Origin of the sequence: Pseudomonas sp. MF6751, from assembly GCF_016613265.1 — a bacterium.
In the GTDB taxonomy this organism is placed as follows: domain Bacteria; phylum Pseudomonadota; class Gammaproteobacteria; order Pseudomonadales; family Pseudomonadaceae; genus Aquipseudomonas; species Aquipseudomonas fluorescens_BV.
The window spans coordinates 276,326-291,933 of record NZ_JAENSV010000001.1 but is presented as its reverse complement, the minus strand read 5'-3'; the positions used below and the strand labels follow the sequence as shown (position 1 = coordinate 291,933).

The 15,608-nt window shown below is 60.1% G+C and carries 12 protein-coding genes; 6 read left to right on the top strand and 6 right to left on the bottom strand.

Features of this window, described 5'->3' with window-relative positions; genetic code table 11:
• Positions 1-3 precede the first annotated feature (3 nt).
• The 4 genes from JJD66_RS01315 to glmS all read left to right on the top strand — a co-directional run bounded on the left by JJD66_RS01315 (position 4) and on the right by glmS (position 4,759).
• On the top strand, positions 4-420 hold the full coding sequence (locus JJD66_RS01315) for a F0F1 ATP synthase subunit epsilon (RefSeq protein WP_003195825.1): 417 nt from the start codon (positions 4-6) through the stop codon (positions 418-420).
• A gap of 123 nt (positions 421-543) precedes the next feature.
• Positions 544-1,911, top strand: a complete 1,368-nt coding sequence (gene glmU, locus JJD66_RS01310) for a bifunctional UDP-N-acetylglucosamine diphosphorylase/glucosamine-1-phosphate N-acetyltransferase GlmU (protein ID WP_186527022.1) — start codon at positions 544-546, stop codon at positions 1,909-1,911.
• 237 nt (positions 1,912-2,148) lie between these two features.
• Positions 2,149-2,916: a DeoR/GlpR family DNA-binding transcription regulator gene (locus JJD66_RS01305; protein ID WP_003195822.1), complete on the top strand. Its 768-nt coding sequence runs from the start codon at positions 2,149-2,151 to the stop codon at positions 2,914-2,916.
• 10 nt (positions 2,917-2,926) lie between these two features.
• Positions 2,927-4,759 carry a glutamine--fructose-6-phosphate transaminase (isomerizing) gene (gene glmS / locus JJD66_RS01300; RefSeq protein WP_200647458.1) on the top strand — a complete coding sequence of 611 codons (1,833 nt, stop codon included), beginning with the start codon at positions 2,927-2,929 and terminating at the stop codon, positions 4,757-4,759.
• 136 nt (positions 4,760-4,895) lie between these two features.
• On the opposite strand, the gene JJD66_RS01295 is transcribed toward glmS, so the two are convergent.
• From JJD66_RS01295 to JJD66_RS01270, 6 genes are read right to left on the bottom strand one after another with little or no spacing between them, the layout of a single operon-like run.
• Positions 4,896-5,828, bottom strand: coding sequence for a phosphatidate cytidylyltransferase (locus JJD66_RS01295; protein ID WP_014720583.1), 933 nt, complete (start codon positions 5,826-5,828; stop codon positions 4,896-4,898).
• A 1-nt stretch (position 5,829) separates the two neighbouring features.
• Positions 5,830-6,450 (bottom strand): lysophospholipid acyltransferase family protein, encoded by a 621-nt coding sequence (locus JJD66_RS01290; protein ID WP_034129175.1) that lies wholly within the window; start codon positions 6,448-6,450, stop codon positions 5,830-5,832.
• Between the two features lie 9 nt (positions 6,451-6,459).
• The gene (locus JJD66_RS01285; protein ID WP_105229034.1) at positions 6,460-6,903 is read right to left on the bottom strand and encodes a hypothetical protein; all 444 of its coding nucleotides are present in this window, start codon (positions 6,901-6,903) and stop codon (positions 6,460-6,462) included.
• Positions 6,893-8,191, bottom strand: a complete 1,299-nt coding sequence (locus JJD66_RS01280) for a phosphatase PAP2/dual specificity phosphatase family protein (RefSeq protein WP_200647457.1) — start codon at positions 8,189-8,191, stop codon at positions 6,893-6,895. The genes JJD66_RS01285 and JJD66_RS01280 overlap by 11 nt, the downstream gene beginning before the upstream one ends.
• A gap of 2 nt (positions 8,192-8,193) precedes the next feature.
• Entirely contained in the window at positions 8,194-9,942 is a 1,749-nt protein-coding gene (locus JJD66_RS01275; RefSeq protein ID WP_200647456.1) for a bifunctional alpha/beta hydrolase/class I SAM-dependent methyltransferase, read from the bottom strand.
• A gap of 10 nt (positions 9,943-9,952) precedes the next feature.
• Positions 9,953-10,573 (bottom strand): CDP-alcohol phosphatidyltransferase family protein, encoded by a 621-nt coding sequence (locus tag JJD66_RS01270; protein WP_200647455.1) that lies wholly within the window; start codon positions 10,571-10,573, stop codon positions 9,953-9,955.
• A gap of 445 nt (positions 10,574-11,018) precedes the next feature.
• On the opposite strand from JJD66_RS01270, the gene JJD66_RS01265 reads away from it, so the two are divergent.
• Both JJD66_RS01265 and hflK read left to right on the top strand, forming a co-directional pair.
• Entirely contained in the window at positions 11,019-13,541 is a 2,523-nt protein-coding gene (locus tag JJD66_RS01265) for an RHS repeat-associated core domain-containing protein (protein ID WP_200647454.1), read from the top strand.
• A gap of 134 nt (positions 13,542-13,675) precedes the next feature.
• Positions 13,676-15,601, top strand: a complete 1,926-nt coding sequence (gene hflK, locus JJD66_RS01260; protein WP_200647453.1) for a protease modulator HflK — start codon at positions 13,676-13,678, stop codon at positions 15,599-15,601.
• The last annotated feature ends 7 nt before the right edge of the window (positions 15,602-15,608 follow it).

Here is a 15,608-nt window from a genome sequence, read left to right as displayed (position 1 = left end):
CAGATGGCTATGACAGTCCATTGCGATATCGTCAGCGCGGAAGGGGAAATTTTCTCCGGTCTGGTCGAGTTTGTAACAGCGCACGGTGACCTGGGTGATCTTGGTATCGCCATGGGTCACGCCCCGCTGATCACAAGCTTGAAGCCAGGTCCGATCACTCTGACCAAGCAAGGCGGGGAACGTGAGGTGTTTTACATCTCCGGTGGTTTCCTCGAGGTTCAGCCGAACATGGTCAAGGTACTTGCCGACACCGTGCAACGTGCTGGCGACCTGGATGAAGCCTCCGCTCAGGAAGCCGTCAAGGCTGCCGAGAAGGCGCTGAACGAAAAAGGCGCAGACTTCGACTACAGCGCTGCTGCAGTCCGTCTGGCCGAGGCCGCAGCCCAGCTGCGTACTCTCCAGCAGATCCGCAAGAAGTAAGCGGCCACGCCGTTTTGCTTGATGCGTGATTGATTAAAAAGGGTAGCCTCGGCTACCCTTTTTCTTTTTTTGCAAAACACTTCTTTGGTCTGAACCCGGACCGCCCAGGATTGGTAGCCATTCATGTCTCTTGAAATCGTCATTCTCGCCGCAGGCCAGGGCACCCGCATGCGTTCAGCCCTGCCCAAGGTACTGCATCCGGTTGCGGGCAACTCCATGCTGGGCCATGTTATCCACAGTGCCCGCCAGTTGGACCCACAACGTATTCATGTGGTGATTGGCCACGGTGCCGACGTGGTCCGTGAGCGTCTGGCTGCGGACGATCTGAATTTCGTATTGCAAGACAAGCAACTGGGCACCGGCCACGCGACCGCGCAGGCTGTGCCTTTCATCACCGCAGACACGGTATTGATCCTCTACGGCGATGTACCGCTGATTGAAGTGGAAACCTTGCAACGCCTGCTCAAGCACGTGGTGCCTGGCCAGATGGGCCTGCTGACCGTTGAGTTGGATGACCCTACGGGCTACGGCCGCATTGTGCGCAACGCCGACGGCAAGGTGGCTGCTATCGTTGAACACAAAGATGCCAGCGAAGCCCAGCGCGCGATTACTGAAGGCAATACCGGCATTCTCGCGGTGCCTGCCAACAAGCTCGCCGACTGGATGAGCCGCCTGTCCAACAACAACGCCCAAGGCGAGTATTACCTCACCGACGTCATCGAGATGGCCGTCAGCGATGGCTTGCTGGTCGCGACCGAGCAGCCACACCATCCGATGGAAGTGCAGGGCGCCAACGACCGCAAGCAACTGGCAGAGCTGGAACGTCACTATCAACTGCGCGAAGGCCTGCGCCTGATGGCTCAGGGCGTGACCCTGCGAGACCCGGCGCGTTTCGATGTACGTGGCGAAGTCACGGTGGGCCGCGACATCCTGATCGATATCAACGTGATCCTCGAAGGCCGCGTGATCATTGAAGACGGTGTGGTCATCGGTCCGAACTGCGTGATCAAGGACAGTACCTTGCGCAAAGGCGTGGTGGTCAAGGCCAACAGCCATATCGACGGTGCCGTGATGGGTGAGGGCAGCGATGCCGGGCCGTTTGCGCGCTTGCGTCCGGGTAGTGAGCTGGGGGCCCAGGCCCATGTGGGTAACTTTGTCGAACTGAAAAACGCTCACCTCGGCGAGGGCGCCAAAGTCGGTCACCTGACTTACCTGGGCGATGCCGTCATCGGCGCACGCACCAACATTGGGGCTGGCACCATCACCTGCAACTATGACGGTGCCAACAAGTACCAGACCACCATTGGCGAAGACGTGTTCATCGGCTCCAATAACTCGCTGGTTGCTCCCGTGACCATCGGTGATGGTTCCAACACCGCAGCGGGCTCGACCATCAACCAGGATGTGGATAAGTCCCAACTGGCCGTTGCCCGCGCTCGTCAACGTAACATCGACGGGTGGAAACGCCCGGTCAAAATCAAAAAGAGCTGAGTTATCCACAACTCGATAGGTTGAGACTCACTCCTGTGGGAGCTGGCTTGCCTGCGATAGCGGTCTGACATTCATCATGATGTCGCCTGACACGCCGCTCTCGCAGGCAAGCCAGCTCCCACAGTTGTTTAGTGGCATGTCCGAAAGCTCTACAAAATGCCTTCCGCCTCTTGACGATCTTTCGCCAATAGGTTTTGATTGCCTTCGTTATCTTTCGAAACGAAACTTATCACTACCATGTCGAAACGAAACACCCCCCAACGACGCCACAATATCCTCACCTTGCTCAACGAACAGGGCGAAGTCAGCGTGGACGAGTTGGCCAAACATTTCGAAACTTCGGAAGTGACCATCCGCAAGGACCTTGCCGCCCTCGAAAGTAACGGCCTGCTCCTACGTCGCTACGGTGGCGCAATCACCATGCCCCAAGAGCTGGTGGGCGACGCTGCCCAGCCCATTTCGGCCTACAAGCGCGCCATCGCCCGTGCGGCCGTGAAGCGTTTGCGTGAGCACGCGCGCATCATCATCGACAGCGGCAGCACTACCGCCGCGATGATCCCCGAACTGGGCCATCAACCGGGCCTGGTGGTGATGACCAACTCCCTGAACGTGGCCCGCGCCTTGAGCGAACTGGAACACGAGCCGGTGCTGTTGATGACCGGGGGTACCTGGGACCCGCATTCGGACTCGTTCCAGGGGCAGGTCGCTGAGCAGGTGCTGCGTTCCTATGACTTTGACCAGCTGTTCATCGGTGCCGATGGCATTGATCTGCAGCGCGGCACTACCACCTTCAACGAGCTGCTGGGCTTGAGTCGTGTGATGGCCGAGGTCGCCCGTGAAGTGGTGGTGATGGTCGAATCTGACAAGATCGGCCGCAAGATTCCCAACCTGGAACTGCCCTGGAGCAGTGTCCATACCCTTATTACCGATGATCGCCTGCCGCTTGAGGCCCGCGACCAGATCCAAGCCCGCGGCATTACGCTGATATGCGCGGCAATCATCTAGGAGAAGCACCATGTGTGGAATTGTTGGCGCAGTCGCCGAACGTAACGTTACTGCCATCCTGATCGAAGGCCTCAAGCGCCTCGAATACCGCGGCTACGATAGCGCCGGTGTGGCCGTCTTCACCAACGCCGGCAAGCTGGAACGCATGCGCCGCCCGGGCAAGGTCAGCGAGTTGGACCAGGCCCTGGCCGGTGAGCCGCTGGTAGGTCGCTTAGGGATCGCCCACACCCGTTGGGCCACCCACGGTGCACCCTGCGAGCGTAACGCTCACCCGCACTTCTCCGGCGACCTGGCGGTGGTGCACAACGGCATTATCGAAAACCACGAAGTGCTGCGCGAACAACTCAAGGGCCTGGGCTATGTGTTCACCTCGGACACTGACACCGAAGTGATCGCCCACCTGCTCAACCACAAGCTCAAGGATCACAGCGACCTGACCACCGCCCTCAAGGCCACGGTCAAGGAGCTGCACGGTGCCTACGGCCTGGCCGTGATCAGCGCTAGCCAGCCTGACCGCCTGGTTGCCGCACGCAGCGGCAGCCCATTGGTGATCGGCCTGGGCTTGGGCGAGAACTTCCTTGCCTCCGACCAACTGGCCCTGCGCCAAGTGACCGACCGCTTCATGTACCTGGAAGAAGGCGACATTGCCGACATCCGCCGTGAAAGCGTGCAGATCTGGGACGTGAACGGTCAGTCCGTCGAGCGCGAAGCCGTGCAATACCGCGATGGCGCCGAAGCCGCCGACAAAGGCGAGTTCCGCCACTTCATGCTCAAGGAAATCCACGAGCAGCCGTCCGTGGTACAGCGCACCCTGGAAGGTCGCCTGAGCCAGGACCAAGTATTGGTGAACGCTTTCGGCCCGCAAGCCGCCGAACTGTTCGCCAAAGTGCGCAACGTGCAAATCGTCGCCTGTGGCACCAGCTACCACGCCGGTATGGTGGCGCGTTACTGGTTGGAGGAACTGGCCGGCATCCCGTGCCAGGTCGAAGTCGCCAGCGAGTTCCGCTACCGCAAAGTGGTGGTACAGCCTGACACCCTGTTCGTGACTATCTCTCAGTCCGGTGAAACCGCCGACACCCTGGCCGCCCTGCGCAATGCCAAGGAACTGGGCTTCCTCGGCAGCCTGGCCATCTGCAACGTCAGCATCAGCTCCCTGGTGCGTGAATCCGACCTGACCCTGCTGACCCAGGCCGGGCGCGAAATCGGCGTCGCCTCCACCAAAGCCTTCACCACCCAACTGGTGGGCCTGTTACTGCTGACCCTGTCCCTTGGCCAGGTGCGCGGCACCCTCGCCGAAGGTGTCGAAGCCACCCTGGTGGAAGAACTGCGCCGCCTGCCGACCCGCCTGGGTGAAGCCTTGGCCATGGACAGCACCGTGGAAAAAGTCGCCGAGCTGTTCGCCGACAAGAACCACACCCTGTTCCTGGGCCGTGGCGCGCAGTACCCGGTGGCGATGGAAGGCTCGCTGAAACTCAAGGAGATCTCGTACATCCACGCCGAAGCCTACCCGGCCGGTGAGCTCAAGCACGGCCCGCTGGCCTTGGTGGATGACGACATGCCGGTGGTTACCGTGGCGCCGAACAACGAACTGCTGGAGAAGCTAAAGTCCAACCTGCAGGAAGTACGCGCCCGTGGCGGCCAACTGATCGTTTTCGCAGATGAAAAAGCCGGCATGACCAACGGTGAAGGCACCCACGTCATCAACATGCCGCACATCCACGACACGCTGTCGCCGATCCTCTACACCATCCCGCTGCAGTTGCTGTCGTACTACGTCGCCGTGCTCAAAGGCACCGACGTTGACCAGCCGCGTAATCTGGCGAAGTCGGTGACGGTGGAGTAAGCCTTACTGATGTACCCAAAAGGGGCTGTTTTAAACAGCCCCTTTTTTGTATTTTGAATTCGCTCAATTCAAGGTTGGCTATTTCAGTTAAGCGCAGATCCTGTGGGAGCTCCATCGGGTTTGAGAAAGGGGTGGGTCAGGTCCACCAGTAGCGCACGAGATGAAAGAAGATCGGCGCCGCAAAGCACACCGAATCCAGCCGATCCAACATCCCGCCGTGCCCTTCGATCATGTGCCCCCAGTCCTTCACACCGCGGTCACGCTTGATCGCCGACATCACAATCCCTCCCGCAAACCCCAGCAAGTTGATCAGCAGCGCGATCAGGAACGACTGCCAGGGATTGAACGGTGTGGTCCACCACAGCGCCGCGCCGATCAAGGAGGACAGCAGAATTCCGCCCACAAACCCTTCCACGGTTTTCGATGGCGACAGGTTGGGCGCGATCTTGTGTTTGCCGAACAGCTTGCCGCACACGTACTGCAACACGTCCGACAGTTGCACCACGATCACCAGATAGGCGATCAGCAGCAGGTTACGGCCTTCGTAGCCCGGTATGTCCAAAGTCAGTAGTGCCGGGACGAAAGACACGCAGAACACGGCGATCATCAGCCCCCATTGCACCTTCGATGCACGTTCCAGAAAGTGCGTACTGTCGCCGCCCAGGGAGGCGAGGATCGGCAGCAGCAGGAACACGTACACCGGAATGAAGATCGAGAACAGCCCATACCAGTCGGCGTAGATCAGCAGGTATTGCAGCGGCAGGGCCAGGTAGAACGCGGCCACCAGAGCCGGGTAGTCGCTGCGTCGGGTGGGCGTGAGGGTGAGGAACTCGCGCAGGGCGTAGAACGACACCGCGTAGAACAGCAGGATCACCGCGCCGGTGCCGAGCCAGAACGCGATGCCGATCACCACCACCATCACCCACCAGGCGTTGATGCGGGCGTTGAGGTTGTCGATCACGGCATTCGGGCTGCCACGGGTGCGCAGCTTGAGGATCAGGCCGATCAGCGAGGCGATGACCAGGATCGCGCCGATGCCGCCAAATAACATCAGGGTTTGGCTATCCATCTCAGGAATGCTCCGGGGCAAGGGCGAGCAGGGCGTCGCGGCTGCGGGCAAGGAAGTCGGCTTTGTCTTCGCCTTCTTCCAGTTGCAGGGGGGCACCGAAGCTGGTGGTGCATAACAACGGTAGCGGTAATACGCGGCCCTTGGGCATGACCCGGTTCAGGTTGGCTATCCACACCGGGACCAGCTCGGCCTGTGGGTAACTCTTTGCCAAGTGGTACAAGCCGCTTTTGAACGGCAGCAGGCCATCCTCCAGATTGCGCGTGCCTTCGGGAAAAATGATCAGCGAATCGCCGCCCTCCAACGCCGCAAGCATGGGCTGCAATGGGTTGTCCACAGGGTCCTTGCGCTCACGGTCGATCAGCACGCCATTGAACACTCGATTGATGATGTAGCGGCGCAGCGCACTCTTGTTCCAGTAATCACTGCCGGCCACCGGGCGTGTGAACTTGCGCAGGTTCTGCGGCAGTGATGCCCACACCAGGACGAAGTCGCCGTGGCTGCTGTGGTTGGCGAAGTAGATCCGCTGCACCGGGACCGGCGCGCACCCCAGCCACAGGCTGCGGGCGCCAGTGACGGTGCGGGCCATGGAAGTAATCAGCGTGGCGACCACGGGTTCGAACATGGGAATTCCTTATCCGGCGAAGGGTAGCCAAGGGCTGGCGAGAATGATGCCCAGGGTCAACAGCGCTTGCGCGCCCAGCAGCCAGGCTTGTTTACGCAGCAGTTTGAGGGCGCCGCGACGGCGTTCAGTCCATGGCCGACCGGCTCGTTTGGGCGATTGCAGGCCAAGGGTTTGCAGGGCCTGGTCCAGGTCTGGCGTGCGGGTGGTGTCGCGAGCGAGCAGGGCGAACAGGTCGGCGTCGAAGGCCACCCGCAGCGCCCAATACTTTTGCAGCAGGCCCAGCACGATCATCCACAGGGCCAACAGCAGACAAATGGTGGAAATGCTGGCCAACAGCAGCTGGGCGAGGCCGAACAGCACGCCGAGCAGCGTCAGTCCTGTGGATAACTGATCCAGTGATCGGCCACGGCGCAACAGGCTGGCGACAATCTGGAGTTCCATATCAGCAGGCATTTGGCAAACCCTCCAATGCTTGACGGTGTTCGGGGTGCAGGACCACATCGGCCCGCGCTGTACGAATAATAGCCAGCGCTTGCTCAACCGTGGTGGCTCGCCCCGTGTTCAACAGCCAGGCGGCGATGGCGGTGGCGCTGCGTGAGTAACCGAGGGCACAGCACACCAACAGGGGGCCGCTCGCTTGCAGGCGTTCAATGGCGTGGGCCGCTTTCAAGCATTCGTCGGGGGTTGGAGCGATCAGGTCCAGCACGGGCACGCAGGCGTAAGCACGGCCCTGTGGATTAATCGGCAGTTCGGCGCATAAGTCGACAATGGCCTTGAATGAACCCAGCTCGCGGGTGGCAGGAATACGCCCGAGCCAGACGTTATCCACAATCGGATCGGCCTGAGGATGTTTGCGCGTCCACAGCCGCGAATTGATCCAGGCGCCCGCCAGATAAGGTGCATATAACCAGCGTGCCGCAGGCGTAAGGTGGCCATCCTCACGTTTTTGAAAGCCCGATGCGCCGAGTACGAGGTAGTTGGCCGTGATCAACCCCAGAGAAACCGCCGGCCATAGCAGCCATAGCCAAGCGCCACCGCATACGCAGGCCAGCACTGTCAGTATCACTGCGCCCAGCCCATAGCGTATCCCTAGCCGCCATCGTTGGTTATCCCGCGTCAGCCGTGCATTCAGTAAGGGGCTCGGGTGCTCCACCGGCCATAACCACACGCACAACCACCCCGCGAGGGCGCCTGTGGGTAAGTCGATAAAGTGATGTTGATAAGTGGTCAGCACCGAAACCCCGATCAGCGCGAACCAGCCATGCACCACCCAACGCCAAAATCCTTGAGTATGCCGTTGGTACATGACCCACAGGATCACCAGCAGCGCGATATGCAGCGAAGGCGCCTGGTTGAAGGGCTTGTCAAAACCGGCCAGCACCGCAAACAACCAACCGAATACACCGTCCAGTTCCGGCCGCTCAAACGTGAAGCGCAGTGGCCAGATCAGGAAGCAACTCACGGCTATCACCTGCGCACTCAGCAGGCGCAGCGCATGCTGTTTGAGCTCATGACGCGTGTTGGGTAGCAGCAACGAGAAGCCGTAAAGCAGGTCGATGGACCAATAGGGCACGATGGTCCAGGCCCAGAATGGCATGCGTGTTTCCCAGCCGAACACCAGCGTGCCGACGTCGCTGCGCTGGCTGGTGACCCAGGTGGCAAAGCCATAGGTGCTGAAAAACAGCGGCGCCAACAGCAGCAGCCAAAGTACCGCAGGTTTCAATAAACCGGGTTCGCGCATGTTCAGATCTTCTGTGCCAGGGACACAGTGAAAATGCCCCACTCATCCACGCGCTGGGTGATCTTGCGAAAGCCCGCTGCTTCGACGAGTTGGTCCATTTCCGCCTGGCTGCGCCGGCGCATCACCCAAGCCTGGCCCTGACGGTGGCTGGTGAGCGCACGGGCAATCAGCTCCAACTGCGGGTGCCACGGTTGGCCGGTGTAGACGAGGTAACCACCTGGCTCCACGGCTTCGGCCAGGCCCGCCAGTGAACCGCCGACCATGGCGTTATCGGCGAACAATTCGTACAGGCCGGACACCACGGCCAGGGTCGGCTTGGGGTCCAGGGCGGCCAGGTCAGCGCGGTCGAACGCATCGCCTTTGACGAATTGGGCTATGTCCCCCAAACCCTTTTCGCGAATCAGCGCGCCACCGTCGCGCACGTTGATGTCGCTGTAGTCGCGCAGCAGGATCGATTCCGGCAACGGCGATACACCCTGCAAGGCTTCCAGGATGTAGCGCCCGTGGCCGGCGGCGATGTCGACAATCCGTACTTCGCGCTGGTCGTCACGTAGCTTGGCCATGGCCAGGCGCAGCAGCTCTTCGACGTTCAGCTTGCGCTGGCGAATACCACGCCAGCCGATGGAGTTGAGGTAGTTGGTATCGATCATCCGCCCCAGCCCGCCCTTGCCGGTAGGCTTATTGCGATACACGTAGTCCAGGGTGCTGCCGGAATCGAAGCCGGTGTCGAAGCCCAGCTTCACCCCATCCGACAGGTTCTTGCCCAGGCCCATGCTGGCGCGGGTCATGCGCCAGTACAGGTCGCGCAGTGAATTGCGTGGCAACGGCGCGGCGAGGGATTCGGATTCGGCGCACGTGGCGCCAAGTTTGTCTGCATCCAGTAAAGAAGCGCGGTCCAGCGGGTGGGCGAAGTTCTGCAAGATAAAGCGCTTGGCGCTGCTCACAGCCACGGCTCGGTCACGTTCACCGAGGGTGTCGTGGAAAAAACCGGGGAGGATATGCAGCTCTTTTTTAAGGCTGCCGAGGCGGTCGAAGAACTGCTGTTGGGGTTTGCGGTGCACCACAAAGTCGGAGCCAGAAATAAGCAGTTGGGTCGGCACCTGGATCGCCTGGGCGTCGGCGACAACCCGGTCGGCCGCTTCGTAAAGGCCCAGCAGCACATTCACCGAAATGGCCTTGGTGATCAGTGGATCGCTGTCGTAGGACGCCACGCGTTCGGGGTCATGGCTGAGGAACTTGGCCTTGACGTAGCTGTTGACGAAAAAGTTGCCACGAAACTTGCGCATCAGTGCCAGGCCGGGGCGGGCGAAGGGCACGTACAGCTTGACCTTGAAGGCTGGCGAGGCGAGCACCAGGGCGCGGATTTTTGGCGCGTAATCATGAACCCAGGTAGCCGCGATCACCGCGCCGACGCTTTGGGCGATGACGGCGATGTCTTCCTCCTCGATGCCGTAGGTGGCATTGATGTGGTCACAGAAAGTCCGCACATCGCGGGCGCTGGTGGCAAAGCTGGGGCTGTCGCCGCGCTCGCCTGGGGATTGGCCGTGGCCACGGGCGTCCCAGGCGAAGAAGTCGAATTCAGGCAGGCCCAGTTCATCCACCAGGTGGGCAATACGCCCCGAGTGCTCATGGCCGCGATGGAACAACAGGATCGCCTTGCGCGGCCCGACACCTGCCATGGCCGGCCAGTGCCGATAGAAAAGCTCGACGCCATCATGGGTACTGAAGGTGTGCTGTTGCTGTTCGCGCATCGCAAAATCCTTATGCAGAAGGGAGAGATTGTTGTTCTTTGAGGCCCTGACGCACCCGGTTGACCAAGGTATAGGCGAGCAGGGCGGCGACCAGCCACATCACCGCCTCCACCCAACCGGCGCCGAGCCAGCCCAGCGCCACGCCCGTGGCCAGCACCCCGAGCACGAACGCCCGATCACTCTTGCCCATGGGCCCGTCATAACGGCGCGACGCGCCCACCATCGGCCCCAGCACCCCGGCGTATTCGCTGAATACCGCAAGCAGCGTCACCAGCAGCACCGGCGCCAGGCTCACATCGGGGACCAATGCAAAGGGCAGGATCAGCGCACTGTCGGCGATCACATCGCACAATTCATTGAGGTAAGCACCGAGGCGCGACTGTTGGCCGAATTCCCGGGCCAGCATGCCATCGATGGCATTGAGCGCCATGCGCACAATCATCCACAGCGGGATCAGTGCAAACAGCCAGAGGTGTTGGGCAAAGCCCGCGATCAACAGCCCCACCAGCAGGGAAATAACCCCGGCCAGCACGGTGATCTGGTTCGCGGTGGTGCCGTTGTCATAAAGGCGCTGCACGAGAGGCCGCAGCAGGTTTTGAAAACGCGGTTTGAGTTGGTAGATGGAAATCATGGGGGTGACGCTTCCTTGTCCGTGAACCCGCGAAAAACTGTCTGAAGAACTGTCTGAAGTGTGCCGACTAATCGCAGCCGACACCAGTGATGGCTCGTGTTTATAGGGGGATTAGTCACGCTCTTGAGCATAATCAATCACCGCTTGTGGGAGCGTCCTATGGGGCCTCAACAGCAGGTGATCGAGTTCGTGTCTATAGTTACATCTCTACACACGCAGAGGGTCGCAAATGTCTTCGACTTTGCACCGACAGACACCGACTCTGAGGGTGACAGACGCGCGTAGGTTGCAAGTAGCGGTCGTTGCGTATCACCGACAGACATTAGACGAGGCACTGCAGGCACGTACCGAAAGGTATTCGCGCGATGTCCTTGGTCGAGTGCATGCACAATGGGACACGCGATTGTGGGCAACGGGTGGTGAAACAGGGGAGCCCAACCAAGTTATGACCCATAGTCTGTCGGGCCAGCTGTTGCGTGTTGAAAGCGTAGATGCGGGCTGGCGTGTCAACCTTGTGGGCGACGCAGCTCAAACGCTGCATAGTTGGGATGGGCGGGGTACTGTCCGGCGGGTGTGCTATGACTCCCAAATACGTCAGGTTAGTGTGAGCGAAGAGTCAGCGACCACTCTCCAGACCTTCGTCGAGCGGCTGACGTACGGATCATCGACTGAAATGGGCAATCGTTGCGGTCGGCTGGTTCGGCATGACGATGGGGTCGGCAGCCAGGTTTTTGTCGATTACGGTTTGCTGGGGCACGTTGCAGGCCAGACTCAACAGTTTCTCAAGGCATTGGTACCCGCGGATTGGCCTGAGTCTTTGGATGAGCGCGACGCGTTATTGGAGACAGATCATCAAGGCGCGGCAATGCGGTATCTCACGCAATGGCATCACGATGCGTTGAATCAGTTGCTCCGCCAAACCGATGCGTTGGCGAATGTGCAGAGCCATTGCTACAACGTGGCGGGTGAACTGGTTCAATCCAGTCTGACTGAGGATGGAAAACCGGAGCAATTGCTGCTCAGCGCGGTCCGCTATAACGCTTGTGGTCAAGTCGAATCCCAACTGGCGGGTAATGGTGTCATTTCCCAGCCCGGCTACGACGCCCGCAGTGGGCGACTACTACGACTGAACACAATCCGGCAGGATAAAGTACTCCAGGACCTACATTATCAGTGGGACCCCGTGGGTAACCTGCAATGCTTGGAGGACCGGGCACAACCAACCCAATGGTTTGATTCTCAAAGAATTGTCCCCGTTAGCACTTATCGCTACGACACGCTTTACCATTTGATTGAGGCCACCGGACGGGAAAGCGTCCTGGCCGGCATTCAGCCTGGCCTGCCCGGTGTTGTACTACCAGGAGGAGGTGACGCGAGTCGGTTGCGTAACTACACGCAGGTTTACACCTATGACCTCGGCGGAAATCTAATCACGCTCAAGCATGGCAGCGAACCCTTGCGCATGATGAAGACAGCCGAGCGTAGTAATCGAAGCATGTATATGGCCGATGAGATGAATCCACCGGATTTAGCCAATGGGTTTGATGCAAACGGCAATTTGTTGATGTTGGACGGCGCGCAGAGGATGACATGGGACGCCCGTAATCAATTGCACCAAGTCACCCAGGTGCTGCGCAAGGCGGGGCCTGCGGATAACGAACGGTATTTCTACCATGGCACTGGGCAGCGTGGACGCAAGGTACGAGTGTGGCAGGCAAAGTCTGTTGAGCATGTGGCCCAGGTCATGTATCTGCCGGGTTTGGAGATACACAGCGATACGGCGACGGGAGAAGTCCTGCATGTCATCAGCGTGGCGTTAGGGCGCAGTCAAGTTCGACGGTTAAACTGGCGAGCGAACGGTCGCAAGAGACTACCTGTCCCACAGTGGCGCTACAACGTTGATGACCATCTGGGCAGCGTTGCGTTGGAACTCGATGAATATGGCGACGTGATCAGTCATGAGGGGTATTACCCCTTCGGTGGTACGGCGTGGTGGGCGGCCAGAAGTCAGACTCATGTTAATGGCAAGACCATCCGTTATTCAGGCCAAGAGCGGGATGCGACCGGATTGTACTATTACGGTTCGCGTTACTATGCGCCATGGCTGATGCGCTGGATCAACCCGGATCCCTCGGGCGAAATCGATGGGCTGAATCTGTATCGAATGGTCCGAAATAATCCGCTCCGGTATCGAGACCACGATGGCAGGGCTCCGGAAGTCGCCGACGACTATTCGGATAATTCCTCCAGTGCCCATGTTCCGGCTTATCGACAGAATCCAGAGACATTCCGGCGTCGTGACGTGGATGCTCACGTCGCCGCCGAGCGCCGGTACGCCGTGGAGAGGAGCATGACTCACCGTATGTATGGCGAGCACCGCGTTGAGTCTACTTACACGTCTGCTTCAATCCCAGGCAGGTATCGGTTCAGAAACGAATTCTTGCCCGGCCGCTGGCGCTTGATGGAAAACTACCGTGCGCCAGTAGAGGGGCCCAATGCTACCGACGTTACCTGGCATCAGTATGAAATGATTTCAAGGCATAACAATTTTTACGGTGTTTTACCGCAAGCCATTGTGCGCTGGAACGTTCAAAACAATGAGGCTCTGCTTGCTACGCAGCAGCAGGAAGGCATGCTGGAGCGGTTTTTGGCCAGTGAGGGTAATGGCCGTTCAACTCAGAGAATCATGACTGCTTTCGGCCTGCGTGCTACGGGTATCACGCGACAGGAAGTTTACGATTATCAACTGGGGGCGGACGTTGACATCATAGAGGTTCATGTCGAGCCTCAGCCTGTTCTCGAACCCGCTCCGATGGTTAGGAGCCCGTCCCTGGAGGCTTTGACTCGAGCAGTAGAGCGAGACTTGCGCCGTGCGGCGCGCAACCCTGTCTCACGGGTTGCCCATCGTGTTTGGCGAAACATGCGTAGAGTCATTCAAGGTAGCAGTGCCCGACGTGCCCTGAGGTAACTCTGTGAAGGCCGGACAGCCGACGGATATTTTGCGAGTGCTCCTCGACCTAAATATGCGAACGGGGTTGAGAACAAAAATTTCACGCTTCGTGTTATATCGTAACGAATTGTGTGCAAGTGGGCGTTGAGCAGATGCAAGTGGATCTAGAGGCTGACGGGGCTTCGGTTGAAGGCCTCGCGCGTTTTCAGCAGGGGCTGTTCCACGCCCGTCGATTGCGCCAGGCCGGTATAGGCCTGACAACCCTGGCCCTCAGTGGTTGGATATTGGCGCTGTTCGTAGCGTTGTTTGCACCCGTGTCGATCTGGCCGGTGGTATTGATCAACTGCGCGTCGGCCTTGCTGCTGCTGGTGGCCGGCTTGCAGTCGGCCTGGTGGGTGGCCGATTGGCGTGCCCAGGCGCTGGAAGCGCCGAGCGGTGAAGCGGGCGAACAATCCATCGAGCCTACACCCTGGCATAAGGGCCTGATCAACCGGTTCGGCAACGGCCTGTTGGCGCAGATTGGCGCACCGGTGCTGTGGTTGGGAGGCTGGTCGTTGCTGGCGCTGGTCAGCATCCTGCAGTTCTGGAACCTGGGCTTGCCCGCTGCTGCCATCGGGCAATCGGCAAGTATTGGCGCAGCGCTCGCTTTGGCTCTGGCGTTTGGCCTGCTGGTATTCGAACGCCGCCTGGGCCAGGAAACCGCTGCCCAATGGCCGGAAGCCTCACAGTTGGCGCAATTGAGCCGGATGGCAATTATCTGCCTGGTGCTCAGCGCGATCTGCCTGCTGTTTGCCAATGCGGAGTCGGTCTGGCCGCTGCGCCTGGCCACCTTCATCGGGCTCCTGCCGGCGCTGGTAGCGCTGGAATTCCTGCTCAGGGGCGTGCTCTCGTTGTTCAGCCCGCGCCAGCCGCGCCTCGAACCGCGCTTGATGGCGCAGAGTTTTATTGCCGGCCTGCTGCGTTGGCCGCCGCAGCCGTTGCTGGCGTTGCAGCATGAATTGCACAACCGCTTTGGCATCGACCTGCGCCAGATCTGGGCCTTTACCTATATGCGCCGAGCTTTTTTCCCGGTGCTGCTGGTGGTGCTGGGGGTAGGTTGGGCGCTGACCGGTGTGCATGAAGTGCCCCTGCAAGGCCGCGGGATTTATGAGCGTTTTGGTAAACCGGTCGAGGTGTTCGGCCCCGGCCTGCATGCGGGTTTGCCGTGGCCGTTGGGCCGCGTACTGAATGTTGAAAACGGCGTGGTGCATGAGCTGGCGACCAGCGTCAGCGAAGCCGCCACACCGGAGCTGGCCGCAGCCGAAGGCCCGGCGCCGTTGATTGCCAATCGCCTGTGGGACGCCAGCCATGTGAATGATAAATCCCAGGTCATTGCCAGCAGCAGCGGCGACAAGCAGGGCTTCCAGATCGTCAATATGGACGTGCGTTTTGTCTACCGCATCGGCCTCACTGATCAGGCTGCGCTTGCCGCCACCTATAACAGCGCGGATATCCCGACCCTGATACGCAGCACCGCCAGCCGCATCCTGGTGCACGATTTTGCCTCGCGCACCCTGGATGAATTACTCGGCGAAGAGCGCACCAGCCTCGCCGACGAGATTGGCCGCAGCGTGCAAGCCGACCTGCAAACCCTCGACAGCGGTGTGGAAATCCTCGCCACGGTGGTCGAGGCGATCCATCCGCCGGCCGGTGCCGCCAACGCGTACCACGGTGTGCAAGCCGCGCAGATCGGCGCCCAGGCGCTGATCGCCCGTGAACGCGGTGCGGCCAGCGAGCAGACCAACCAGGCGCTGCTTCAAGCCAGCACCGCCCGCGATCAGGCCCAGGCGAGTGCCCGCGAGGTGAATGCCGGTGCCCAAGCAGCGAACCTGCGCTTTGCCGCCGAACAAAAAGCCTACGCCGCTGCGGGCCAAGCCTTCGTGCTGGAACAGTACCTGGGCCAACTGAGCCAGGGCCTGGCCCAGGCCAAGCTGCTTATTCTGGATCATCGTTTGGGTGCCGACAGTGCGCCGACGATCGATCTGCGTTCTTTTACCTTGCCCGCCGACCCGTCGGTGCCGCGCAAAGCCGTTCAATAAGGAGTTC

Excerpts from the sequence above, each read along its gene's own strand:
- JJD66_RS01315 (WP_003195825.1), top strand. The coding sequence starts at position 4 with ATGGCTATGACAGTCCATTGCGATATCGTCAGCGCGGAAGGGGAAATT.
- glmU (WP_186527022.1), top strand. The coding sequence starts at position 544 with ATGTCTCTTGAAATCGTCATTCTCGCCGCAGGCCAGGGCACCCGCATG.
- JJD66_RS01305 (WP_003195822.1), top strand. The coding sequence starts at position 2,149 with ATGTCGAAACGAAACACCCCCCAACGACGCCACAATATCCTCACCTTG.
- glmS (WP_200647458.1), top strand. The coding sequence starts at position 2,927 with ATGTGTGGAATTGTTGGCGCAGTCGCCGAACGTAACGTTACTGCCATC.
- JJD66_RS01295 (WP_014720583.1), bottom strand. The coding sequence starts at position 5,828 with ATGGATAGCCAAACCCTGATGTTATTTGGCGGCATCGGCGCGATCCTG.
- JJD66_RS01290 (WP_034129175.1), bottom strand. The coding sequence starts at position 6,450 with ATGTTCGAACCCGTGGTCGCCACGCTGATTACTTCCATGGCCCGCACC.
- JJD66_RS01285 (WP_105229034.1), bottom strand. The coding sequence starts at position 6,903 with ATGCCTGCTGATATGGAACTCCAGATTGTCGCCAGCCTGTTGCGCCGT.
- JJD66_RS01280 (WP_200647457.1), bottom strand. The coding sequence starts at position 8,191 with ATGCGCGAACCCGGTTTATTGAAACCTGCGGTACTTTGGCTGCTGCTG.
- JJD66_RS01275 (WP_200647456.1), bottom strand. The coding sequence starts at position 9,942 with ATGCGCGAACAGCAACAGCACACCTTCAGTACCCATGATGGCGTCGAG.
- JJD66_RS01270 (WP_200647455.1), bottom strand. The coding sequence starts at position 10,573 with ATGATTTCCATCTACCAACTCAAACCGCGTTTTCAAAACCTGCTGCGG.
- JJD66_RS01265 (WP_200647454.1), top strand. The coding sequence starts at position 11,019 with ATGACCCATAGTCTGTCGGGCCAGCTGTTGCGTGTTGAAAGCGTAGAT.
- hflK (WP_200647453.1), top strand. The coding sequence starts at position 13,676 with ATGCAAGTGGATCTAGAGGCTGACGGGGCTTCGGTTGAAGGCCTCGCG.